Origin of the sequence: Pseudomonas sp. TR47 (assembly GCF_044143025.1) — a bacterium.
Lineage (GTDB): Bacteria > Pseudomonadota > Gammaproteobacteria > Pseudomonadales > Pseudomonadaceae > Aquipseudomonas > Aquipseudomonas putida_E.
This window is the reverse complement of sequence record NZ_JBHFCS010000002.1, coordinates 191,474-213,126: the sequence shown is the minus strand read 5'-3', so window position 1 is coordinate 213,126 and position 21,653 is coordinate 191,474. Positions and strand designations below refer to the sequence as shown.

At 61.6% G+C, this 21,653-nt stretch carries 21 protein-coding genes and 1 pseudogene; 11 read left to right on the top strand and 11 right to left on the bottom strand.

The features are described from left to right. Nucleotides 1–40 precede the first annotated feature (40 nt). Nucleotides 41–1,027: a dipeptidase gene (locus ACEWE8_RS03550; protein WP_046786034.1), complete on the bottom strand. Its 987-nt coding sequence runs from the start codon at nucleotides 1,025–1,027 to the stop codon at nucleotides 41–43. A gap of 13 nt (nucleotides 1,028–1,040) precedes the next feature. Continuing rightward, the gene (locus ACEWE8_RS03545) at nucleotides 1,041–2,483 is read right to left on the bottom strand and encodes an aldehyde dehydrogenase family protein (protein ID WP_046786035.1); all 1,443 of its coding nucleotides are present in this window, start codon (nucleotides 2,481–2,483) and stop codon (nucleotides 1,041–1,043) included. 95 nt (nucleotides 2,484–2,578) lie between these two features. Between ACEWE8_RS03545 and ACEWE8_RS03540 the strand changes: the two genes are divergently transcribed. Both ACEWE8_RS03540 and ACEWE8_RS03535 read left to right on the top strand, forming a co-directional pair. Beyond that, a complete protein-coding gene (locus ACEWE8_RS03540) occupies nucleotides 2,579–3,472 on the top strand; it encodes a LysR family transcriptional regulator (protein ID WP_046786036.1) in 894 nt (297 codons plus the stop codon). A gap of 147 nt (nucleotides 3,473–3,619) precedes the next feature. Beyond that, nucleotides 3,620–4,384 (top strand): membrane protein, encoded by a 765-nt coding sequence (locus tag ACEWE8_RS03535; RefSeq protein WP_046786037.1) that lies wholly within the window; start codon nucleotides 3,620–3,622, stop codon nucleotides 4,382–4,384. A gap of 94 nt (nucleotides 4,385–4,478) precedes the next feature. Here ACEWE8_RS03535 and ACEWE8_RS03530 read toward each other — a convergent pair whose 3' ends face one another. Together ACEWE8_RS03530 and ACEWE8_RS03525 are read right to left on the bottom strand one after the other, a co-directional pair. Beyond that, entirely contained in the window at nucleotides 4,479–4,943 is a 465-nt protein-coding gene (locus tag ACEWE8_RS03530) for a hemerythrin domain-containing protein (RefSeq protein ID WP_046786038.1), read from the bottom strand. Between the two features lie 40 nt (nucleotides 4,944–4,983). After that, nucleotides 4,984–5,841, bottom strand: a complete 858-nt coding sequence (locus tag ACEWE8_RS03525) for an SDR family oxidoreductase (protein ID WP_046786039.1) — start codon at nucleotides 5,839–5,841, stop codon at nucleotides 4,984–4,986. Nucleotides 5,842–5,944: 103 nt separating this feature from the next. Between ACEWE8_RS03525 and ACEWE8_RS03520 the strand changes: the two genes are divergently transcribed. The 3 genes from ACEWE8_RS03520 (at nucleotide 5,945) to ACEWE8_RS03510 (ending at nucleotide 8,258) form a co-directional block, all read left to right on the top strand. Continuing rightward, complete coding sequence (locus ACEWE8_RS03520) at nucleotides 5,945–6,067, top strand: hypothetical protein (protein WP_256658422.1); 123 nt, start codon at nucleotides 5,945–5,947, stop codon at nucleotides 6,065–6,067. Continuing rightward, nucleotides 6,036–6,560: a hypothetical protein gene (locus ACEWE8_RS03515; protein ID WP_046786040.1), complete on the top strand. Its 525-nt coding sequence runs from the start codon at nucleotides 6,036–6,038 to the stop codon at nucleotides 6,558–6,560. The genes ACEWE8_RS03520 and ACEWE8_RS03515 overlap by 32 nt, the downstream gene beginning before the upstream one ends. Before the next feature lie 150 nt (nucleotides 6,561–6,710). Beyond that, a complete protein-coding gene (locus ACEWE8_RS03510) occupies nucleotides 6,711–8,258 on the top strand; it encodes a sensor histidine kinase (RefSeq protein ID WP_046786041.1) in 1,548 nt (515 codons plus the stop codon). Nucleotides 8,259–8,355: 97 nt separating this feature from the next. Here the strand turns inward: ACEWE8_RS03510 and ACEWE8_RS03505 are convergent, their stop codons facing one another. The 4 genes from ACEWE8_RS03505 to ACEWE8_RS03490 form a co-directional block, all read right to left on the bottom strand. Continuing rightward, the gene (locus ACEWE8_RS03505; protein WP_046786042.1) at nucleotides 8,356–10,557 is read right to left on the bottom strand and encodes a xanthine dehydrogenase family protein molybdopterin-binding subunit; all 2,202 of its coding nucleotides are present in this window, start codon (nucleotides 10,555–10,557) and stop codon (nucleotides 8,356–8,358) included. Then, nucleotides 10,554–11,555 carry a xanthine dehydrogenase family protein subunit M gene (locus ACEWE8_RS03500; protein ID WP_046786043.1) on the bottom strand — a complete coding sequence of 334 codons (1,002 nt, stop codon included), beginning with the start codon at nucleotides 11,553–11,555 and terminating at the stop codon, nucleotides 10,554–10,556. Before ACEWE8_RS03500 ends, ACEWE8_RS03505 begins: the two co-directional genes overlap by 4 nt. Further along, on the bottom strand, nucleotides 11,552–12,079 hold the full coding sequence (locus tag ACEWE8_RS03495) for a (2Fe-2S)-binding protein (protein WP_046786044.1): 528 nt from the start codon (nucleotides 12,077–12,079) through the stop codon (nucleotides 11,552–11,554). The genes ACEWE8_RS03500 and ACEWE8_RS03495 overlap by 4 nt, the downstream gene beginning before the upstream one ends. A gap of 164 nt (nucleotides 12,080–12,243) precedes the next feature. Then, nucleotides 12,244–13,032, bottom strand: coding sequence for a formate/nitrite transporter family protein (locus ACEWE8_RS03490; RefSeq protein ID WP_046786045.1), 789 nt, complete (start codon nucleotides 13,030–13,032; stop codon nucleotides 12,244–12,246). A gap of 460 nt (nucleotides 13,033–13,492) precedes the next feature. On the opposite strand from ACEWE8_RS03490, the pseudogene ACEWE8_RS03485 reads away from it, so the two are divergent. The 3 genes and pseudogenes from ACEWE8_RS03485 to ACEWE8_RS03475 form a co-directional block, all read left to right on the top strand. Beyond that, a pseudogene (locus ACEWE8_RS03485) lies at nucleotides 13,493–13,822 on the top strand (hypothetical protein); the annotation flags it as partial. An 82-nt stretch (nucleotides 13,823–13,904) separates the two neighbouring features. Then, nucleotides 13,905–14,750 carry a DUF692 domain-containing protein gene (locus tag ACEWE8_RS03480; protein ID WP_046786046.1) on the top strand — a complete coding sequence of 282 codons (846 nt, stop codon included), beginning with the start codon at nucleotides 13,905–13,907 and terminating at the stop codon, nucleotides 14,748–14,750. Then, nucleotides 14,743–15,498: a DUF2063 domain-containing protein gene (locus tag ACEWE8_RS03475; RefSeq protein WP_046786047.1), complete on the top strand. Its 756-nt coding sequence runs from the start codon at nucleotides 14,743–14,745 to the stop codon at nucleotides 15,496–15,498. The genes ACEWE8_RS03480 and ACEWE8_RS03475 overlap by 8 nt, the downstream gene beginning before the upstream one ends. A gap of 12 nt (nucleotides 15,499–15,510) precedes the next feature. Here the strand turns inward: ACEWE8_RS03475 and ACEWE8_RS03470 are convergent, their stop codons facing one another. Continuing rightward, entirely contained in the window at nucleotides 15,511–15,819 is a 309-nt protein-coding gene (locus tag ACEWE8_RS03470; protein ID WP_305955515.1) for a hypothetical protein, read from the bottom strand. Nucleotides 15,820–16,141: 322 nt separating this feature from the next. On the opposite strand from ACEWE8_RS03470, the gene ACEWE8_RS03465 reads away from it, so the two are divergent. After that, entirely contained in the window at nucleotides 16,142–16,621 is a 480-nt protein-coding gene (locus ACEWE8_RS03465; protein ID WP_046786049.1) for an isochorismatase family protein, read from the top strand. On the opposite strand, the gene ACEWE8_RS03460 is transcribed toward ACEWE8_RS03465, so the two are convergent. Continuing rightward, nucleotides 16,594–16,941, bottom strand: coding sequence for a hypothetical protein (locus ACEWE8_RS03460; protein ID WP_046786050.1), 348 nt, complete (start codon nucleotides 16,939–16,941; stop codon nucleotides 16,594–16,596). The genes ACEWE8_RS03465 and ACEWE8_RS03460 overlap by 28 nt on opposite strands. Nucleotides 16,942–17,099: 158 nt before the next feature. After that, nucleotides 17,100–19,463, bottom strand: a complete 2,364-nt coding sequence (bamA, locus tag ACEWE8_RS03455) for an outer membrane protein assembly factor BamA (protein WP_196996408.1) — start codon at nucleotides 19,461–19,463, stop codon at nucleotides 17,100–17,102. A gap of 213 nt (nucleotides 19,464–19,676) precedes the next feature. Between bamA and ACEWE8_RS03450 the strand changes: the two genes are divergently transcribed. Further along, a complete protein-coding gene (locus ACEWE8_RS03450; protein ID WP_046786052.1) occupies nucleotides 19,677–20,369 on the top strand; it encodes a response regulator transcription factor in 693 nt (230 codons plus the stop codon). After that, a complete protein-coding gene (locus tag ACEWE8_RS03445; RefSeq protein ID WP_046786053.1) occupies nucleotides 20,366–21,625 on the top strand; it encodes an ATP-binding protein in 1,260 nt (419 codons plus the stop codon). Before ACEWE8_RS03450 ends, ACEWE8_RS03445 begins: the two co-directional genes overlap by 4 nt. The last annotated feature ends 28 nt before the right edge of the window (nucleotides 21,626–21,653 follow it).

Below are 21,653 nucleotides of genomic sequence, written 5' to 3'. Positions count from 1 at the left end.
TGCGATTGTTGTTATTGTTGATGCTGTCCGTGCAGTGGGCTCAGATGGGCGCCGTGGTGGCGCTCTCCAGCAGGCGCAACCAGTTGAGCCCCATGATCTTTTCAACTTCCTGCTCGGCAAAGCCCCGGGCACGCAGGCCGTGGGCGATGTTGGGGAAGTCGCGGCTGTCGCGGAACCACTGTAAGGGTGCCGGCCAGTTGGCGTTGTCCTTGGAGCCTTCGCCGTAGTCCTTGTCCTTGCTCCAGCGGCCGTTGCGCATCCATTCGAGTACGGCCAGCGGTTGCGCCTGACACAGGTCGGTGCCGATGCCGATATGCTCCACACCCATCAGGTCGGCGGTTCGCGCCACCATGTCGCAGAAGCTTTCCAGGCTGCACTGCGAGGCGCCCTTGAGGTGAAAGGGGTAGGTGCTGAAACCCAACAGGCCACCGGATTCGGCGATGCCGCGCAGTACCGCATCGGACTTGTTGCGCTTGGCAGCATGGAAGCTCGCCGGGTTGGCATGAGAAATGATCACCGGCCGGCTGGACAGCTCGATGGCCTCCAGGGTGCTGCGTTCGGCACTGTGCGACATGTCGATGAGCATGCCGACCCTGTTCATTTCGGCGATCACCTGGCGGCCGAAACGGCTGATGCCATTGTCTTGGCTTTCGTAACAACCGCTGGCCAGCAGGCTTTGGTTGTTGTAGGTGAGCTGCATGACGAACACCCCCAGTTGGCGGAATACCTCGACCAAGGCAATGTCGTCTTCGATTGGCGAGCAGTTCTGAAAGCCAAAGAAGATACCCACCCGGCCTTCCTGTCGCGCCAGGCGTATGTCGCCGGCCGAGCGCACCGGGCGAATCAGCTCGGGCCAGGTCTCGAAGCGGCGGTTCCATTCGCCCAGGCGTGACAGCGTCTCGCGGGCATTTTCGTGGTAGGCGATGGTGGCGTGTACGGCGCTCAGGCCACCGGCCTGCATCTGCTGGAAAATCTCCGGGCTCCAGTTGGAATACTGCAGGCCGTCGATCATCAGGATGTCGCTCATGGTCTGAACTCCTTCAGGGCCGCAGGTAGGTGGTCTTGACCACGGTGTAGAAATCACGGGCGTACTGGCCCTGTTCACGCGGGCCGAAGCTTGAGGCTTTGCGGCCGCCGAACGGGACGTGGTAGTCGGTGCCGGCGGTGGGCAGGTTGACCATCACGCAGCCGGTCTGGGCACGGTGCTTGAAGGCGCTGGCGTAGTGCAGCGACTGGGTGATGATGCCGGCGGTGAGGCCATACTCGGTGTCGTTGAGCGTTGCCAGTGCTTCTTCGAAGTCGCGGACCCGAATCACGCAGGCAATCGGGCCGAACACTTCCTCGCGGTTGATGCGCATGTGGTTGTGGCTGTTGATGAACAGCGCAGGGCGCATGTAGAAGCCGTCGGTTTCCAGTTGCAGGCGTTCGCCGCCTTCTATCAGGGTGGCGCCTTCGGCTTGGGCCAGGCGCAGGTATTCCAGGTTCTGCTCAAGTTGACGCGCCTCGGCCACCGGGCCGATTTGCACCCCGGCCTGCAGCGCGTGGCCAACCTTGAGCTGGCGCATGCGCAGGCGCAGGGCCTCGACGAAGCGGTCGTGAATGGCGTCGCAGACGATCAAGCGCGAGGAGGCGGTGCACTTCTGGCCGGTACCGTAGAAGGCACCATTGAGCGCACAGTCCACGGCCAGATCAAGGTCGGCGTCTTCCATCACCACCAAGGCGTTCTTGCTGCCCATCTCCAGCTGGCAGCGCACCAGGTTGCCGGCGGTGGCGACCGCCACGTGCCGGCCGGTCTGCAGTGAGCCGGTGAACGTCAGGGCACTGATGTCTGCGGACTGCACCAGGGTTTCGCCGACACTTGCACCGCTGCCCATGACCAGGTTGAAAGTGCCGGCTGGCAGGCCTTGGCGGCTGATGATTTCGGTCAGCGTCCAGGCGCTGGCGGGTACCAGATTGGCCGGCTTGAACACCACGCTGTTGCCAAAGGCCAACGCCGGAGCGATCTTCCAGGCTGCAGTGGCCATGGGAAAGTTCCATGGAGTGATGATGCCAACGACACCCACGGGTTCGCGCAGTACTTCAATCTCGACACCCGGGCGCACCGATGTGGCGGTTTCGCCCATCTGGCGCAGCACTTCGGCGGCATAGTAATGGAAGAACTGGCCGCTGCGGTTGACTTCGCCGATGCCTTCGGCCAGCGGTTTGCCTTCTTCACGCGAGAGCAGTTCACCGAGCTCCTGTTTGCGGGCGATCAGTTCGTCACCGATGGCCATCAACACCTGCTGGCGCGCTTCCAGGCCGCTGGCGGCCCATTTCGGCTGCGCGGCGCCGGCTGCCTGGATGGCCTGGTGAGCCTGGTCGACGCTGGCCTGGTGGTAGTGACCGATCAGGTCGCGGGTGTCCGAGGGGCTGTGGTTGGCGAGGGTGGTCGGCCCTTCGCACCACTGGCCATCGATGTAGTTCTTGTAGGTCTGGTGTGACATGGATGAACGCCTCTGTTTGCCTGGCAATCATCTTGCGAGCAATATGGGGCAAATAAAAATTAATAAAAAAAATGCTTTGATAAGGATTGCTAACCATGTTGCCCGAGCTGAAGATCACTCAGTTGCGCTACTTCGTCCTGGTCGCTGAATTGAAAAGCTTCCACGCCGCTGCCCGTCAGGCCTGCCGTACCCAACCCGCGATATCCTTGGCAGTGCGTGAGCTGGAACAGAAGCTGGACCAGGCGCTGGTGGAGAAGGGCGGTGGCCGGGTTGAACTGACGCCTTTTGGCGAGCATTGCTTGCCGCTGTTTCGCAGTTTGCTCGAGCACCATGACCGCATTGCCCGCGAAGCGACCCTGCTGGCCCGTCACGAGATCGGACAGGTCAGCATCGCCACCGTGCCGTCAGTGGCCAGCCGGCTGCTGCCGGCGCCGCTGGCGCGTTTTGTAGCCGAGCACCCGAACGTGCAGGTCAGCATCCAGGACGGTACCGCCGAAAGTGTGCAGCAACTGCTGGCCCAGGGGCTGGTGGATTTCGGCATCAGCAGCCTGTGGACGTTCGATGAGCAGATTGCCTTCGCGCCGATCATCAATGATCAGGTGGGCGTGGTATGCCGGGCCGATCATCCGTTGGTCCAGGCTGAGGCGACGTTGCACTGGTCGCAGCTGCAAGGGTTGCCGATGATCCGCAATGGCACGTCGCGGTTGCTTGAGGGTACCGATGCAGAAAGCCTGCTGGCGCACAGCCGGCTGTTTGTCTCCAACATGATTTCGCTGATTGCGATGCTCGAAGAGGGTGTGGGCATCAGTACCTTGCCGTATCTGGCGTTTCCACAAGAAAACGAACGGCTCGCGTTCCTGCCGTTGGCTGAACCCAAGGTCGAACGTCACATAGGCATGCTCACTCGTAAGGGGCGCAGCCTGTCGCCGGCGGCTCAGGGATTGATGATGTTCTTGCAGGGGCAGATGCACTTGGCTGGCACAAGATGACCCTCTGCGTCTGCAAGCCCTTGGTACAGGGCAGTCCGCTAAAAACCTGAGTAAAGCCACACCGGTTCCATTAGCATGAGGTGCCGATCTGTCGCCTGCCAGGTGCGATAAGCCCACTCCTGTCTTTTGAACCCGATGCCGCCCTCAATGACTGCCTTCTACCTCAAGTTCCTGATCACCCCGACCCTCATGCTGGCCATCTCGCTGGCAGCCAGGCGCTGGGGTACCCAGATCGGGGGGCTGCTCTCCGGGCTGCCGGTCACCTCGGCCCTGGTCATGTTGTTTCTCAGCCTCGAACAGGGGCCTGGTTTTGCGTTGCAGGCGGTGCCTGGCGCATTGGCGGGGTTGGCCGCGGTGCAGGCAACCTACCTGTTCTACTACCTGGTGACCCGGCGTGTGTCCGCTTTTATCGGCTGCATCACGGGCGTGGCGGTTTACGCGGCCACAGCCTTTGTGATGAGCCGCTTGGGCATGGTGGCGGTGTCAGTCTGCGTGACGTTGCTCCTGCTTACGCTGATCATCATCCTTACCTCGAACAATGCGCAGGCCGGTGCCGCGAAGGTTGTGCCGCTGCCTCGCTGGGTGATCCCCATGCGCATGCTCACGGCAACCCTGCTGTTGGTGGCGATCACTGCCAGTGCCCAATGGCTTGGGCCGGTGGCCAGCGGCCTGCTGGCACCCATCCCGGTGATTGCCTGGCCGCTGGCGGTGTTCGCCCATGTTCAGGGCGGTCACCAGGAGCTGGGTGCGATCGTGCGTGGCAATGCCATTGGCGCTGTGGGGGTGTTGGGCTTCTACCTGGCGGTGAAAAGCTCGATCGAGCCGCTGGGTACGGTAACGTCCATTACTGGCGCAGTGGTGCTGGCCGTGGTGGCAACGTTCGTGTTGGCAAGAATGCTAGGCAAACGTTGAGGCCAGGGCAGGCGTATGGGGTCATAGTCCTGCCCGCGGCACCTTGCAGCATCTGCCAGTGGCATTTCATGCCTTTTGCTTGGCTGCTTTGAATTCAAGCGGCACGCTGCTCACCCTTGAGCATCTTTTTTTGCGCTTCCATGGCTTGGCCCATTTCTTCAAGCAGATCTTTGCTCAACAGCTTTTTCGCCGTGGGAAACAACTCGTCTTCCTCCTCTTCGATATGGTGTTCAAGCAACTCTTTCATCACTTTGACGCGGCCTGCGAATTCGAGGGTGCCGGTTTCGGTGTGCAGCAGGTCCGGCAACACCAGCGCATCGACCGTGCGGTGTTCCTCTTTTGCCTCGTAGTACATCTTCGCTTCTTCCTTGCCCCCGGCTTGTTTGATGGCCGGGTACAGGATCTCTTCTTCAAGCGCGGTGTGGATCTGCAATTCCTGCTCGATCCGATGCAGGAGTTCGGCACGCTTCTTGACGGCGCGTTCGGTGGTTGAAGACAGTTCGTCCAGCAGCTTTTTAACCAGTTTGTGGTCTTGAATCAGCAGATCGATAGCGTTCATGGTGCACCTCATCGCGGTTGTGGAATCACGGCCTTGCGGGTCAAAGAATGGGTTTTCCGCCCGTAACGGCATAGCGTGAGCCAGAGATGTAGCTGGCCTCATCGGAGCCGAGCAAGACGTAGATCGGAGCTACCTCAACCGGTTGGCCCGGCCGGCCCATCGGATAGCTCGACCCGAAGTTTTTCACTGCCTCATCGGGCATGGTGGCAGGGATCAGTGGGGTCCAGATCGGGCCTGGTGCCACGCTGTTGACCCGAATCCCTTTGTCTCCCAGCAATTGGGCCAGCCCGGCGGTGAAGTTGGCGATGGCGCCTTTGGTGGTGGCATAGGCCAGCAGTTTGGGCGATGGGTCATCGGAATTGACCGAACTGGTGTTGATGATCGAACTGCCTTTGGGCATCGATGGCAGCGCCCGCTGGCAAATGCGGAATATGGCCGTGATGTTGACGTCGAATGTCATTACCCATTCGTCATCGTCGATTTCATCGAGGCTGTCGTGCGCCATCTGAAATGCTGCGTTATTGACCAGAATGTCGATACGACCAAACTGCTCCACGGTCTTGTCGACGATGTCGTAGCAGTGCTGTTTGCGCGCCAGATCCCCGGGCAGCAGCAGGCATTGCCGGCCCGCAGCCTGGACCCAACGGGCGGTTTCCTGCGCATCGTCGTGCTCATCAAGGTAGGCGAGGGCAATGTCTGCGCCTTCGCGGGCGTAGGCAATGGCGACTGCACGCCCGATCCCGCTGTCGGCGCCAGTGATCAGCGCTATCTTGCCGTTGAGTCGGCCGTTGCCGGTGTAGGTGTGCTCGCCACAGTCCGGGGCGGGTTCCATCTTGCGCTGCGAACCCGGGACGCTTTGCGGTTGGGAGGGAAACGGAGGGGTAGGGTAGTCACGCATGGTGCAAGCTCCTGCAGTTGGAAGGCTCATACCTGTTCGAAAGATGTGACAAGGGTTTGTTGGACGGGATCCGGTGTTTGAACGACGGACGGTTGGCCTGGGCATGGCGACTGAATTTTCGTTGTGCGCGCTGTTCTACCGCTCAAGCGCCTACCGCCACCCGGTATGGCTCAGCGAACACCAGGAGTCGCCACGTGCCTCGAATCATCACCCCTACCACCCCTGAACACGAGATCGATGAACACAATGCGAGGATGTTCGGTTCGCCTAAGGAGCGGCTGGACTTCTACCGCAGGGAAATTCAGTACGAGACCACCATCCTGGCCAACCGCACCGATGCCTACTTGGCCGCCCAGTCGTTTCTGGTCATCGCTTACGTGTCGTCCATGGGCAACCTGAACCAGAGCTGGGGTGAGATGTTCACATTGCTGGTGCCCGCCTTTCTCGCATTGCTGGGCGTGATGAGTACGCTCAATGCATGGCCTGGCATTCGCGCGGCCTATCGGATCATCGATCACTGGCAGCTCAAGCAAAGCCATCTTCTGCTCAGTGAACCCATGATGGGCCTGGCTTATGACGAATCTCCGCTGTTTTGCGAGGCGGAAACCTCCCGTGCAGGGCATCGCAAGTCCCTGCTTTTTTCGCTGCGTACGCCTTGGATCTTTCTTGGGTTCTGGCTGTTGCTGGGCAGTTATTCGGTTTATATCCAGCTTGCATGATCAAAGCGCAGGCAAGGGGCATGCGTACATCAATGTTGGTGGTTGCACCGAAGCGATCAGCGGTGTTACACCAGATCTGATGTAGCCTACGGCCGTTTCTGCAAAGGCTAACCTTAGAACGGCATTTCTCAGCGCCCTGGAAGACTATTGATGCAGCAGCTGCCCCCTGACGAGACCATTCGTGCCGCACTCAGGAAATCCCAAGCCCGGCTGCACAGGCAGCACGAGCTGGTGGTCGAGTACGCGGTCATGTCGCTTAAATCCACCAACCTGGATGACGTGCTTGACCAGGCTTGCACACTGGTGGCCAAAGGCATGCACACCCGATTCGCCAAGGTCCTGATGCCGATTCCCGATAGCGACAGGTTTCTGCTGTCGCATGGGGTAGGGTGGGATGAGTCCGATATTGGCCACGCGACAGTGGGGGCCGACGAGGCCAGCCCTGCCGGGTTTGCCATTCAAACCTATCGGCCTGTGATTTCGAACCACCTGGGCCAGGAACAGCGCTTCAGAACGCCAGAATTGCTGAAAAAGTATGGTATCGAGCGTGCCATCAACGTGCCTATCAGGGGCGCATTGATGCCGTTTGGGGTACTTGAGGCAGACAGTAGCGATGGTGAGGATTTCATCGAAAGCGATCTGGTGTTCCTGGAAGGGATCTCCAACGTTATCTCCATGGCGGTTGAGCGGCTGACCGCTGGGGATGATCCTCAGCTGGCCGACCCCTATTCGGAAAGCATGCTCAACGCCAGCCCGGACTGTGTGAACGTGTTGTCCAGCAGCGGTCACATCGAGTTCATGAACGACGCCGGATTGGCGTTGATGCATATCGCCGACCTGGCAGAGGTCAAAGGGCAGCCATGGTTGCAGCTTTGGCCCGCCGAGTCGGGCCCGGTCGTCCGGGAGGCTTTGGAAAAAGTCGCCAGAGGCGAGTCGACCCGCTTCGAAGGGTTCTGCCCTACCGGTCAGCAGGCGCCTAAATGGTGGGATGTCTCCGTTGCCCCCGTGTTGAACGCCGATGGCCAGGTCGAAAAACTCATTGCGGTATCCAGAGACATCACCGAACGGCACCATTATGAGGCTCAGTTGCTGTCGTTGATCGATGCACAGAACTCCAGGCTCAGCAAGAACGACCTGCACCTGGAAGAAATCCATCACCGCGTCAAGAACAGCCTGCATCTGGTCAATACCCTGTTGCTATTGCAGGCGAACCTGACGCCGGATGCCGCGGTCAAGCTGCAACTGGAAACGGCAGCGGGTCGGGTTGTGACCATTGCCAGCGTGCATGAACGGCTCTATCAGACGGCCGATCAAGAGGTGCTTGCCGGCGACTACCTCGGAGCCTTGCTCGGTGACCTGGGGAGGGCACTGGCCGACCGGAAGATCGTCCTTGACGCTGACGCGTTCACCCTGCTGCCAGCAAGAATGGCGCCGTTGGGCCTGGTCATTTCCGAGCTGATCACCAATGCCTTGAAATACGGCAAAGGCACCATCGAGGTCAGCGTGCGGGATGCAGGTGACCACGCGTTGATCACCGTCACTGACGAGGGTGACGGTTTTCCCGAAAATTATCCCAAACCTAGCGGAACGGGCCTTGGCATGCGGCTTGTCAGAAGTTATTCAGGCTATGGCAGCTCGGCGATCTCGATTGATGGGGGCACAGATAAAAGCACCATTCACGTTCGTTTCAAACTCTGATGTTGAAGGCGGGGATGCAGGTATGCCTGGAATTCTCCAGTACCCTTGACTCGAGCGCCGCCTGCGCGGCGCCCGATCCCGCAAACCCCGCCCGCTGCTAGAGCACTTTGTCCAGCGTTATCGGAAACGCTCTCACGCGTTTGCCGGTAGCATGGTAAACGGCATTGGCAACCGCCGCCGCGACCCCAACGACGCCGATCTCGCCTACGCCCTTGGAACCCAGGTCATTGACGATGTCGTCGTGCTCTTCCACGAACATCACCTCGATGTCAGTGATATCGGCATGCACCGGGATGTGATACTCGGCCAGGTTGTGGTTGAGGATGCGACCGAGTTCATGATCGGTTTGCGTCTCTTCCTGCAACGCCATGCCCAACCCCCAGACCACGCCTCCGAGGATCTGGCTACGGGCGGTTTTCGGGTTGACCACACGCCCGGCGGCCACCGCGCTGACCACCCGCATGACCTTGATCGTACCTAGGTCTTCGTCAACGTGTACCTCTACGAAGACGGCCGAATGGGTAGCGGTGGAGAACGGCTGGCGTCCGGCACCGGGCTCGGCGTCGATCTGCACCTGCAGCTCGCCGTCCTTGGCCGTTGCGACGATGCTGGCGATGGCAATACGGTGTTTCCCCGCTTGCAGGTAGCCTTGCGCGAACGCCACATTCTCTGCCGGCGTCGCCGCTATTTCGGGGAAATTCTGGCGCGCGAGTTCCAGCACCTTGGTGCGCAGGATCTGGCAGGCCTGCTGCACTGCCGAACCCACCGAAGACACCGTGAACGAGCCACCCTGCAACGGCGCTGTCGGCAGTGAGGAGTCGCCCAGCAGGAAGGTCACATCCTCGGGCAAGACCCCCGCAGCGTCCGCAGCAATCTGGGTCATCACCGTATAGGTACCGGTACCTATGTCAGTGGTGGCGCTACTGACGGTCAAATGCCCGTGGCTGTCGAAGCAGGCCTTGGCGCTGGCCTTCATCTGCAGCGCTTCCCAGACCCCGCCGGCCACGCCCCAGCCGATCAATTGGTTGCCCTCTCGCATGCTGCGAGGCTTTGGGGTGCGTTTGCCCCAGCCGAAGCGCGCGGCGCCCTGGTCATAACAGGCCAACAGCTCTTTGCTGGAATAGGGTTTGCCGTCGTTGCCATTGTGGCTGGCAAAATTGCGTCGACGCAATTGGAGCGGGTCGAGGTTCGCAGCGCATGCCAACTCATCCATCGCGCACTCCAGTGCGAGCACGCCGGACGCGGCACCCGGCGCACGCATGTCCAGCGGGGTATAGACGTCGAGCGGCGCAAGGCGATAACCGAGCGCAACGTTGTCGCAGTGGTAGAGCATGCCGCTCCACTCCACCAGGTGTTCGGTGAAGTCTTCGAAGCGCGATGTCTGGCCGAGCGCGTCGTGGGCAATTGCCAGCAGCTTGCCATCCGCCGCCGCACCCAGGCGCAGCCGCTGCTGCGTACGGGGACGATAGCCGAAGGTGAACATCTGCTGGCGTGTGAGGGCAAGGCGCACCGAACGTTTCAGGTGCAGGGCTGCCATGACTGCCAACGGCAACTGGTATTGCGGCCGCAGCCCAGAGCCAAAGGCACCGCCGACAAAGGCGGCGAGCACCCTGATGTTCTGTTTGGGCAGGCCGAATACCTTGTGCAGGTAGTCCTGACAGTTCTGCGTACCCTGGGTCTTGTCATGAATTTCCAGGGAGTCTCCAGCTTTGTAGAAAACGGTCGACGCGTGGGGCTCCATCGGGTTGTGATGCTCGATGGGCGTGTCGTAGGTGGCATCGACACGTACTGCGGCTTGAGCGTAATGCCCTGCGAAATCACCGCGCGGCTCTGGCGTTTGGGCGGGTGCCGGGTGCGTGTGGTCGAGCACCGCGAACAGGTCGGTCTGGTGCGGCTCTTCGCTGTAGTCGATGCGCACCAGGGCGCCGGCATGGCGGGCCAGTTCAAGGCTCTCGGCGACCACCAGTGCCAACGGTTGCCCGCTATACAGCACACGGTCGTTGAATAGCGGCCGGAACGGGGAGCCTTCGGCTGAGTCGGCATCGCTGTAGTCGTCGTCATAGCTGGAAATGCGTGGGCGATTGGCGTGGTGCAGCACCGCGACCACGCCGGGTAACTGCAGTGCCTGGCTAGCGTCGATCGAGCGCACCCGGCCGCGGGCGATGGTGCTCGATACCACACTGGCGTGAAGCAGCCCGGCCTCGGGGTACTCACCGGCGTACCGCGCCTTGCCAGTCACCTTGGCAACGCCATCCACGCGGTCCAGGGGTTTGCCCACCACATTGGTCGTCTGGGTCATGGCGTCGTCCTCTGAATGCTGGCGTCGCCTGCGGCTTCACTGAGCGCACGGACGATCGCACGTTTGGCGAGTTCCACTTTGAAAGCGTTGTGGCTCAGCGGTTTTGCCATCTGCAGCCATGCTTGGGCCGCGCGCGCGAAGAGGGCGTGGGAAGCCCTTTGACCTTGCAAGGTCTTCTCCACCGCTGTGTCTCGCCAAGGCTTGTGCGCTACGCCTCCCAGAGCCACCCGGGCTTCCTGGATGACGTCGCCATCGAACTTCAACGCGGCAGCGACCGATACCAGTGCAAACGCGTACGAGGCACGGTCGCGAATCTTCAGGTAGTGGGAGTGCTGCGCAAACTCAGCAGGTGGCAGTTCTATCGCGGTAATCAGCTCATCGGCTGACAGCTGGTTGTCACGCTCCGGCGTGTTGCCTGGCAGGCTATGGAAGTCGGTAAAGGGGATCAGCCGTGAGCCGGCGCGGCCTTGCACGTGGACAACGGCATCGAGTGCTGCCAGCGCCACACACATGTCCGAGGGGTGCGTGGCAACGCAGGTATCGCTGGCGCCGAGAATGGCGTGGATGCGGTTGAGACCCGAGCGGGCAGGGCAACCGCTTCCTGGCTCACGTTTGTTGCAGGGGGTGCCGGTGTCATAGAAGTAATAGCAGCGCGTACGCTGCAACAGGTTGCCCCCGGTACTTGCCATGTTGCGCAACTGCGGTGATGCGCCTGCAAGGATGGCTTGTGACAGCAACGGGTAGTGCTGTTCGATCACCGCATTCCAGGCAAGGTCGGCGTTGCTGACCAATGCGCCAATCAAAACGCCGCCGTTGGCGGTGGGCTCGATGCCGTGCAGGTCCAGGGCGGTTATGTCGATCAAGCGCTGCGGGTTAACCACGTTCTCCTTCATCAGATCGACCAGGTTGGTGCCGCCGGCAATAAAGCGGGTGGATTCGTCCGCCATGTTTACCGCTTCACTGACCGATGCAGGCCTGCAGTAGCTGAAAGGGGTCATGGGTTCGGCCCTCCCTGAGGCTTGGCGGTCGCCTGCACCAGCGGCAATGCCTCTTCGACCGCAGCAAGGATATTGCTGTAGGCGCCGCAGCGGCACAGATTGCCGCTCATGTGTTCGCGAATGGCTTCACGGGTAACGGCGCGGCCTTCATGGGCCAGGCCGACTGCCGAACAGATCTGGCCGGGCGTGCAATAGCCGCACTGGAAAGCATCATGGGTGATGAAGGCACGCTGCATGGGGTGCAGTTGCTCGCCTTGGGCCAGTCCCTCGACCGTGACCAGCTCGGCGCCGTCGCACATCACGGCAAGGGTCAGGCAGGCATTGATCCGCTTGCCGTCGCGCAGCACCGTGCAGGCGCCGCATTGGCCATGGTCACAACCTTTTTTGCTGCCGATCAGATCGAGTTGCTCACGCAGCAGATCGAGCAGGGTCGTCCAGGGCTGGACGTGTAGCGACGTGCGTTCGCCGTTGAGTGTCAGGCTGATGGGATGCCCATCGACACCCTGTTGGGGGTTGGTGTTCATGGGAAAACCTCACGGTCAGGAATGCATTCGCGCAATCAAGTGCGTCTATTTCCTGCGACTGGAGGCTTTCGGCAAACGTTCAGGTTTTATTCGGGGCTTGCGGCAGTGTGCAGTCTCGGCCACTGCTTGACCGCAGGCTGCGCCATCCATGGCAAACGGCGGGCTTAACGCGTGGCGGCTTGTTCTTCTACCGAGGTGCCGAAGGAGACGTAGTACGCCAACCCGACGAAGATCGCCCCACCCACGGCGTTGCCCAGGAAGACTGCTGCAAGGTTGTGCACCAGCTGGCCCCAGCTCAGGTAACCGGCGAAGATCGCAGCCGGGATCAGGAACATGTTGGCCACCACGTGCTGGAAGCCGATGGCGACGAAAGCCATGATCGGGAACCAGATGCCGAGAATCTTGCCGCTCATCTCACGGCTGGCATACGCCAGCCACACTGCCAGGCACACCAGCCAGTTGCAGCCGATGCCCGAAACGAAGGCGTGGAGGAAGTCGGCGCTGGTCTTGCTGGTTGCCGCTGCCAGCGTCTTGTTCAGGTAGGCACCTTCAGTGAGCCCCAGCAAGTGGCCAAAGCAGTACGCCACGAACAGCGCGCCCAGCAGGTTTGCCACGGTCACCAGCAGCCAGTTGCGCGCGACGTCCACCAGGCGGATGCGCCGGGCGAACATCGCCAGGGGCAGGCTCATCATGTTGCCGGTGAGCAATTCGCCGCCGGCCAGGATGACCAGGATCAGCCCGATCGGAAATACCGCGGCGCCCAGCAAGTTGCCCAACGAGGCCCAGGGGGCAGGAATCATGGTACTGACATGGATGTGCAGCAGAAACCCCATTGAAATGAATGCGCCCGCCAGAAAACCCAGGATGAGCGTGGCGCGGGCGGGCAGGTGGGCTTTGCGGGTGCCGGCTTCGATGACCAGCTCGGTGATGCGGGAGGGCGTATTGACGGACATTTCAGTAACTCGAACACAAGGACGACGGTCACGCCGTGAGGCATGCAGCGGGTCGGGATTAACAGAGAGCGCGCAGGGCAGTTAGCGAGGTATTCAGAAGAAGGGCAAAACAGACAAGCTCGATCTACTTCGTAGAGCGGCGCACGTTATCTGAGGCAATTTGACGCAGTCAAATCGATAGGCTGGATGGTTTGATAGAGGCACTCGATGATGGGTGTTGTGAGGCCTGACGCGGCCTGTCGGTTTCGCTTTGGCAGACACGCCTGTGTATCACTCTGTATCAAGGCGCTTTGCCAAGCCACTTGCTTACAAATGCCTCGTTCTGCCGATACGTCACGGATACATGCCTCAGGCCAAATGAGCCAACCCGAATGAACAGCCCGACGGCCTGTAGTTCTGGCGCAATCGCCCTTGAGGCATGACCGCGCGGCTTGGCCGCGCACCTATCCGGAGAAGCACCATGTCCCGTATCCAGTTCCCCAACAAGACCCGCCTTGGCCTGCTCAGCATCGCACTGGTGGGCGGCATCAACCTGACCGCATCGGCCTTTGCTGTCGAAGCACTGCCGCAGGGCTACCAGCTCGCTGCTGCCGAAAAGGCCGGGGAGGGCAAATGTGGCGAGGGCAAGTGCGGCGCCGACAGCGCCCATGCCAAGGCCACCCAGACCGAAGGTAAATGCGGCGAGGGCAAATGTGGCGCCAGCGATGCCAAGGCCAAGGCTACCCAGGCCGAAGGCAAGTGTGGTGAAGGCAAGTGTGGCGATGCCTCGCGTGCCCCATCTGTAGCTGACTGAGCCAGGCCAGGACTGACCACCAGCGCTATCCTCCCTGCGCTGATAGGCCCGGGAGGGTGGTCGCTTCAAGGAGCACGCCATGAGCACATCCCTTCCCTTGCAAGGCGCCGGCCTTGGTCTGCGCCGGGCGCTGCTGCCTGAGTTGCTGACCATGGCCCCCGGTGCCGTGGACTTTCTCGAATGCGCCCCTGACAACTGGATCGGTGTAGGCGGCAGTTATGGCAAAGGCCTGGAGCGCCTGGCTGAGCGTTTCCCGCTGGCTTGTCATGGTTTGTCCCTGTCGTTGGGCGGGCCTGAGCCTCTGGATCGCGCTTTTCTACGGCAGATCCGCGATTTTCTCGACCGTTATCGCGTGCCACTGTTCAGCGAGCACCTGAGCTACTGTAGCGATGACGGTCATCTCTACGACCTGATTCCCATGCCCTTCACCGACGAAGCCGTGCGCCATACCGCTGAGCGCATCCATCAGGTGCAGGACGCGCTCGGCCGGCGCATCGCGGTGGAAAACATCTCCTATTACGCTGCACCGTACCAGGCGATGAGCGAAATCGAGTTCCTGAGCGCCGTGCTCGAAGAAGCCGGCTGCGACCTGTTGCTTGACATCAACAACCTGATCGTCAATGCCTGCAACCACCGCTATGACGCTGCCGATTTCCTCGCCCGCGTGCAGGCCGAGCGGGTGGTGTGCCTGCACGTGGCCGGGCACTACGATGAAGCACCGGATCTGAAGATCGATACCCACGGTGCGAGCGTGAAGGAGGACGTGTGGCGCTTGCTGGCCCGTGCCTATGAGCATTTGGGTGCTGTGCCGACCCTGCTGGAGCGCGATTTCAACCTGCCGCCGCTGGCCGAACTGTTGCTTGAGGTGGATTACATTCGCGACCTGCAAACCGCTGCAAGCGCGCCGCAGGTGCGCCATGGCTGATACCTTGCGCGAGCAGCAGATGCGGATGGCCCGGTTCATCCGTGACCCGCAGTCCAACCCGCCGCCACCGGGCATCGAGGCGCGGCGCCTGGCGGTGTATCGGCGGCTGTTCTTCGGCAATGTGCAGTCGCTGCTGGCCGGCAGCTTTCCGGTGCTGCAGGCTAGCCTGGGACCTGAGCGGTGGCTGGCGCTGATTGAAAGCTTCTACGCCAACCATCGCTGCCTGACGCCGCTGTTCACCGAAGTGGCTGGCGAGCTGGTCGAATACCTGCAAAACCGTGCCGACCAGCCGGGCTGGGTGGCCGAACTGGCCCATTATGAATGGATCGAGACGGTGCTGATGCTCAGTGATGGCACAGACCTGGCGCATGACCCGAACGGTGACCTGCTTCAGGGCGTACCGTTATTGTCCTGCCTTGCTGCACCACTTGCCTACGCGTGGCCGGTCAGCCATATCGGCCCTGGGCGTATTCCATCGCAGGTGCCGACAACGCCGACCCTTCTGTTGGCCTGCCGCGGCGCAGACCACAAGGTGCATTTCTCGCGCCTTGCGCCGCTGGCCCATGCGTTGCTGGTGTCTTTGCAGGAAAGGCAAGTGAGCGGGCGTGAACACCTGGCAGGGTTGGCAGCACGTGCCGGCATCGAACCGGGCACCATTGAAACCTTGGGACTTGAACTGTTGATAAATCTCAAATCTCAAGGCGTGGTGCTCGGGACCACACTGCACGAAAGACCCATGAGGCTTTGATTCCAACCAGAATCAGCGGCGATAGTAGTGGTGATCGGCTTCGTAGCGGTGGTGCATGGCCCGCTCATGGCGGCGCTGCCAGTCGCGGCGGCGTTCCGCTTCACGGCGCGCCTGCTCACGGCGCCATTGGTCGCGCCGCCATTGGTCACGACGCCAGTCGTCTCTACGGTCGTGCCAGTGGCCGTCGCGCCGGTAACGGTCATCATGGGCAAGCAGCGTAGCGGGTTGCGCGGCTGCTACGCTCGCCAGGCTCGGCCAAGGGCTGTTGGCGTCCTCGATGTGGGCCTGAGAAGAGGTGGCCTTGGTTGCGAGCAGCGGCATTGACGCCTTCGCCGGTGTCGCAGATGCCGAGCCCATTGCCGCGAACGCGAACAGGCCCAGGAGCACTATCCGTGGGACATGGATTTTCATGAGCGAAGACAACCTCTGATAGACATTGGGACGTTGGCCATGACGTCGCGGGCAAACCCTGAGGGAGCCGGCAATCTTCATCTGCCTGTTCACATAGACCTTCAAACCGAAAAAAGTTCTAGAAAACCGCAACTTGACTCATCAGTGGTGCAACGCGGGGTGCTGGTCAAGGGCGTCATCGGTTACCAGCAACGGTATACTCCGTACCTTTGCCAGCGCCCCGGAGACAGCCATGCGGCAGGTTTTACTCATCGTCGATGTACAGTCCACCTTCAGCCCGCCCGAGTGGCTGGTCGATGGTGTGCGCGCGTTGTCTGCGACGATCCCGACCATTGCCTCGCTCCAGTTGCATGATGAACAGGTCACGCCGTTCGAGCGGCAGCTTGGCTGGCACCCTGCAGCAGAAGACGAGTGCCTGGTCGAGGCTGACAAGGTCTTTGTCAAACAGGGTTACAGGCAGACTGCCGAGACCATCGAGTACATCAGGGGGCTGGGCGCGGAGCGGGTGTTGGTCTGCGGGTTGCAGACCGAGACGTGCGTGCTTGCCGCCGGCTTTGCCCTGTTCGACGAAGGGCTCATGCCGACGTTGATTACCGACCTGACGGTGGGGTCTTCCCTGGATCGTTCAGGGAAAATGGGCATCGAGCTGTGGAAGCATCACTTCGGTAATGTCATCACCCGGGCTCAGGTGCTGGCCGAAGGTTGCGTCTGACACGGTCCTGACCGGTCGCTGATCCACACGAGCGGGCGCGATGGCTCAGCGCTGGCCATGCGCTTGAGTGTTTCTGAATCGAGCAAGGTGCTTACCTGGCCGACCATGGCGAGCAGGCGATCGGCGAAATCTGCGCTGATGATGCCGCTGTCTTCCAGGGATATTCCATGACCTTCGTGCTGGATCGCCAGATGGTAGTGGCTCACGCCCTGGTCGTTTTCGCTGCTGGCCAGCGTCACGATGCAGCTTGGGCCGAGCAACCTGGCCAGGCGTTGCTGCACCTGCTCCAGCAGCGGGGTGGGTAGTTGTTCTTGCAGCATGAAGGGGTACCTGCCAGGCGAGTTCTAGGGGGAGTCAGCTTAGGCAAACGGGCTGTCAACTTGGGTTAAGCCGGGGTAAAAGCGGGTAAGACCCGCTTCCCGTGAAGCGGCCTGCTCGCGACCGCTGCCGGCACGACACAACCCCGCTCCTGGATAAGTCAGAAGGTCTGCCCCAGCGAGAACTGGAATATCTGCGTCTCGGCGTTCTCCGGCTTCTTTACCGGTGTGGCAAGGCTGAACGTCAGCGGCCCCATGGGGCTGTACCAGGTCACGCCGACGCCCAGCGACACCGCCAGCTGGTCAAGGCCCACACTTCCGCAACCCTGCGTGGTGGACAGGTAGCATGTGTCGGAAAACACGTTGCCCGCGTCCACGAACACCGAGCTGCGAAGCTGGCGCTGGTCCTTGATGAAGGGCATCGGGAAGATGTACTCGGCGCCGCCGGTCACCAGGATGTTGCCGCCCAGTGCATCGGTATCGCGGTCGGAGTAATAGGCTTGACCGGCACTTGCATAGGTACCGGTCGCCGGCGTATTGCGCGGGCCCAGCGAGCCATCCTTGAAGCCGCGTACCGAACCCTGGCCACCGGCTGTGTAGTTCTCATAGAAGGGCAGGCCCTCGGTGGAGCCGTAGCCATCCCCGTAGCCCAGGCTGGTATGCAGGCGCAATGTGGTGCGTTCGCTCAGCGGCAGGTAGGTCTGGCCGCTGTAGTCGAGCTTGTAGAAGGACAGGTCGCTGCCTGGCGTGGTGGCCATCAGCGTCAGGCTCTGTGAGTGGCCACGGGTCGCCAGCACCCCCTTGTTCAAGGTCGACTCGGACCAGCCGATCGAAGCCTTGAGGTTGTTGAAACTTTCGCCCTCGCGCTGGATGAAGTCATAGATCTCGTCGGCGCTATAGGTGCCGGGGGAGATGTCATCGTGTTGCAGGGTCAGGCCGTAGGTCAGGCGCGACGTTTCGCTGATCGGGTAGCCCAGGCTCACGCCCGCGCCATAGCTGTTGATGGCGTAGTAGGAAACGCCGTCATCGTAGTAATCGCTGTAGTCGGTGCTGCTGTAGAACAGGTTGTAGCCCAGGCTCACGCCATCTTCGGTGAAGTACGGGTTGGTGAAGCCGAAGTTGTACTTGGTCTGGTATTCCGAACGGGTCAGGCCGATGGACACCTTGTTACCGGTACCGAGGAAGTTGGTCTGGCTGATCGAGCCGCCCAGGATCAGGCCGGCGCTCTGGGCGAAGCCCACGCTGGCGGTGATCGAGCCGGATGCCTGCTCTTCGACGCTGTAGTTGACGTCGACCTGGTCGTCGGTGCCCGGCACTGGCGGGGTCTCGACGTTGACTTCCTTGAAGAAGCCCAGGCGCTCCAGGCGGGTCTTGGACTGGTCGATCAGGTAGGTCGAAGCCCAGCCGCCTTCCATCTGGCGCATTTCGCGGCGCAGCACTTCGTCTTCGGTCTTGGTGTTGCCGCGGTAGTTGATGCGGTTGACGTAGGCACGCTTGCCCGGGTCGACCACGAACATGATGTCGACCGTGTGGTCTTCGTCATTGGGCTGTGGCACGCCGTTGACGTTGGCGAAGGTATAGCCTTCGTTACCAAGGCGGCGGGTGATCAGCTCGGACGTGGTGGTCATCACCTTGCGCGAGAACACCTGGCCCGGCTGCACCAGCAGCAGCGACTTGACCTGGTCTTCCGGCACCTTCAGGTCGCCCGACAGCTTCACGTCACGAACGGTGTACTTCTCGCCTTCGTTGACGTTGACGGTGATGTAGACGTGCTTCTTGTCCGGGGTGATCGACACCTGGGTGGAAGCGATGTCCATGTTGATGTAGCCGCGGTCCAGGTAGTAGGAACGCAGGCGCTCCAGGTCACCGGAAAGTTTTTCGCGGGCGTACTTGTCGTCGTTCTTGAAGAACGACAGCCAGTTGGTGGTCTTGAGCTCGAACAGCTGCGCCAGTTCTTCATCGTCGAACACGGTGTTGCCGACGACGTTGATGTGCTGGATGGCAGCGACGGTGCCTTCGTTGATCTTGATCTTCAGGGCAACCCGGTTGCGCGGCTGCGGCACCACCTCGGCGTCGACCTCGGCCGAGTAGCGGCCCTGGGCCACGTACTGGCGCTGCAGTTCGTTACGCACGCCTTCGAGGGTGGCACGCTGGAAGATCTCGCCTTCGGCCAGGCCCGACTGTTTCAGGCCCTTCATCAGGTCTTCGGTGCTGATCGCCTTGTTGCCTTCGATCTCGATGCTCGACACCGACGGGCGCTCGACCACGTTGATGATCAGGACATCGCCGTCGCGGTTCAGCTGGATATCCTGGAAGAAGCCGGTCTTGAACAGCGAACGGGTCGACTCCACCAGGCGCCGGTCATCGGCCTGATCGCCCACGTTCAGGGGCAAGGCACCGAAAACGCTGCCGGCGGATACCCGCTGCAGGCCGTTGACCCTGATGTCGGCGATCCTGAACGGCGCCGCCTGGGCCACGCAGGCTTGTAGCAGCAGGATGGAGAGCAACAGACGCGGGTAGTTCATCGGGGGTTCCAGGCGGGCGTAAGGGTGGCTGAGCAGGCTCGGCGAAGGCGCGCGGCGGCTGCCAGGCAAGCGGGCGATGAGGATAAGGGCGGGCTGTGTTTGGCGCGGTTAACCCAGGGTAAAGATGTGTAAAGTTCGCCCAGCTTGCGGTGACAGCCTGGCGCGGCAGGGCGATCATGAGCGCTTTGTAACCCCTGCCTAAGCGTACCCACCATGATTCCTGTGCTGTTGGTCGATGACGACCGCGAACTCACCGAAATGCTTGCCCTTTACCTGGCCCGCGAAGGTTTCCAGGCGACCGCCGTGGCTAGCGGCGAAGAGGGCGAGACCCAAGCCTTGAGTGGGGCTTTTCGCATCGTGGTGCTGGATGTGATGCTGCCGGGCATCTCAGGGATCGAAGTGTTGCGGCGCATTCGTGCGCGTAGCCAGGTTCCGGTGCTGTTGCTCACCGCCCGTGGTGACAACATCGACCGCATTGCCGGCCTGGAGCTGGGTGCCGATGACTACGTGCCCAAGCCCAGCTCCCCGGGCGAACTGGTGGCGCGCTTGCGCGCGATCCTGCGCCGGGTGCAACCGCACGCATTGGCTGAAAGCCAGGCTGGCGAAGCCATCGGCAGTGGGGCGCTGACGTTGTGGCCAGGGCGCCGCAAGGCCCAGTGGGCTGCTGCTCCTCTGGAACTGACCGGGACTGAATTCAGCCTGCTCGAAGCGTTGGCTCGCCAGGCGGGCCAACTGGTGAGCAAGCAAGACCTGTCGCTCAATGCCCTGGGCCGCCCGCTGACCCGTTACGATCGACGCATCGATGTGCACATCAGCAGCATCCGTCAGAAGCTCGGCCCACGCGCCGACGGCAGCAGCTGGATCCAGAGCGTACGGGGCATGGGCTACATGCTGATCGTCGAATGATGCGTCGGCGCCTGTTCTGGAAGCTGTTTCTGGCCTTCTGGCTGGCCAATAGCCTGACGTTCCTGGTGGGCGCGGGGGCCTTCATGCTCGACGACCTGCGCGGCGACACCCCGGCGCTGCGTTCGCTGCTGGTTACCGAGCTGAACATGTTGCACCGCTACGGCGAGCAGGCCGGCCGCCAGCTGTTGCAGGTTTCGCCCCAGCCAGAAGGTGTGCAGGTGGGGCTGTATGACGGCACCGGCCACTTGCTGGCCGGCAGGGCTGTGGCCATGCCTCGTTTCGAGCGGGCGCTGCTCGACCAGGGCGGCCAGGCCCTGGTGCTGCGCGCTTCGGTGGCAACCTCCCTTGACGAGGCGCCGCGCCCCCGCGCCATGGGCCCGCTCCTCACCGGTACGTTGATGAGCGCGTTGTTTGCCTTGCTGTGTAGCCTGTACCTGACCAGGCCCTTGACCTGGCTGCGCGAGGCCATGGGGCAGGTCGCCCAGGGCCGGTTCGAAGTGCGCGTCAAGCCACGCCTGGGCAAGCGCCGCGACGAGATCGTCGACCTTGCCGAAGACTGCGACCGCATGGCCAGCCAGCTCAAGGCGCTGGTCGAGGCCCAGCAGCAACTGCTGCATGATATTTCTCACGAGCTGCGCTCGCCTTTGACCCGTATGCACGCGGCCATCGGTTTGATACGCCAGCAGCCGGACCGCGGTGAAATGCTTGAACGCATCGAGCGCGAATCACGGCGCATGGATGACCTGATCGAGCAACTGCTGACCCTGGCGCGTGCCCAGTCACAGCCGTGCGATGGCAATTGCGAAGCGCTGGATGTGGTCGAGTTGCTGGCGCAAATAGTCGAAGATGCCCGTTTCGAGGCCGGCATGAAGCAATGCCAGGTTTCGCTGAGCGCGGACGACGCATTTTTTACCCGAGGGCATGAGGAGCTGCTGTATCGCGCCTTCGAGAACGTGGTGCGCAATGCCGTGCGTTACACCGCTGCGGGTACCGAAGTACGGGTGCTGGCGCTGCTGGCCGACGACGGTGAACAGCTGGAAGTGACCATCATCGACCAAGGGCCAGGTGTGGACCCGGCGCGCCTGCAGAGCATTTTCGAGCCGTTCGACCGGGGTATGGACAGCGGCAGCGATGGCTTCGGCCTGGGTTTGGCCATCGCCCGCCGGGCAATCGCGCTGCATCAGGGCACGATCACCGCCCAGGCGGGAGAGGGAGGGGGATTGCGGGTGAACATCCAATTGCCGCAGCGGGTATGAGCAAACCCTCACCCGCCGCCTCAATCGC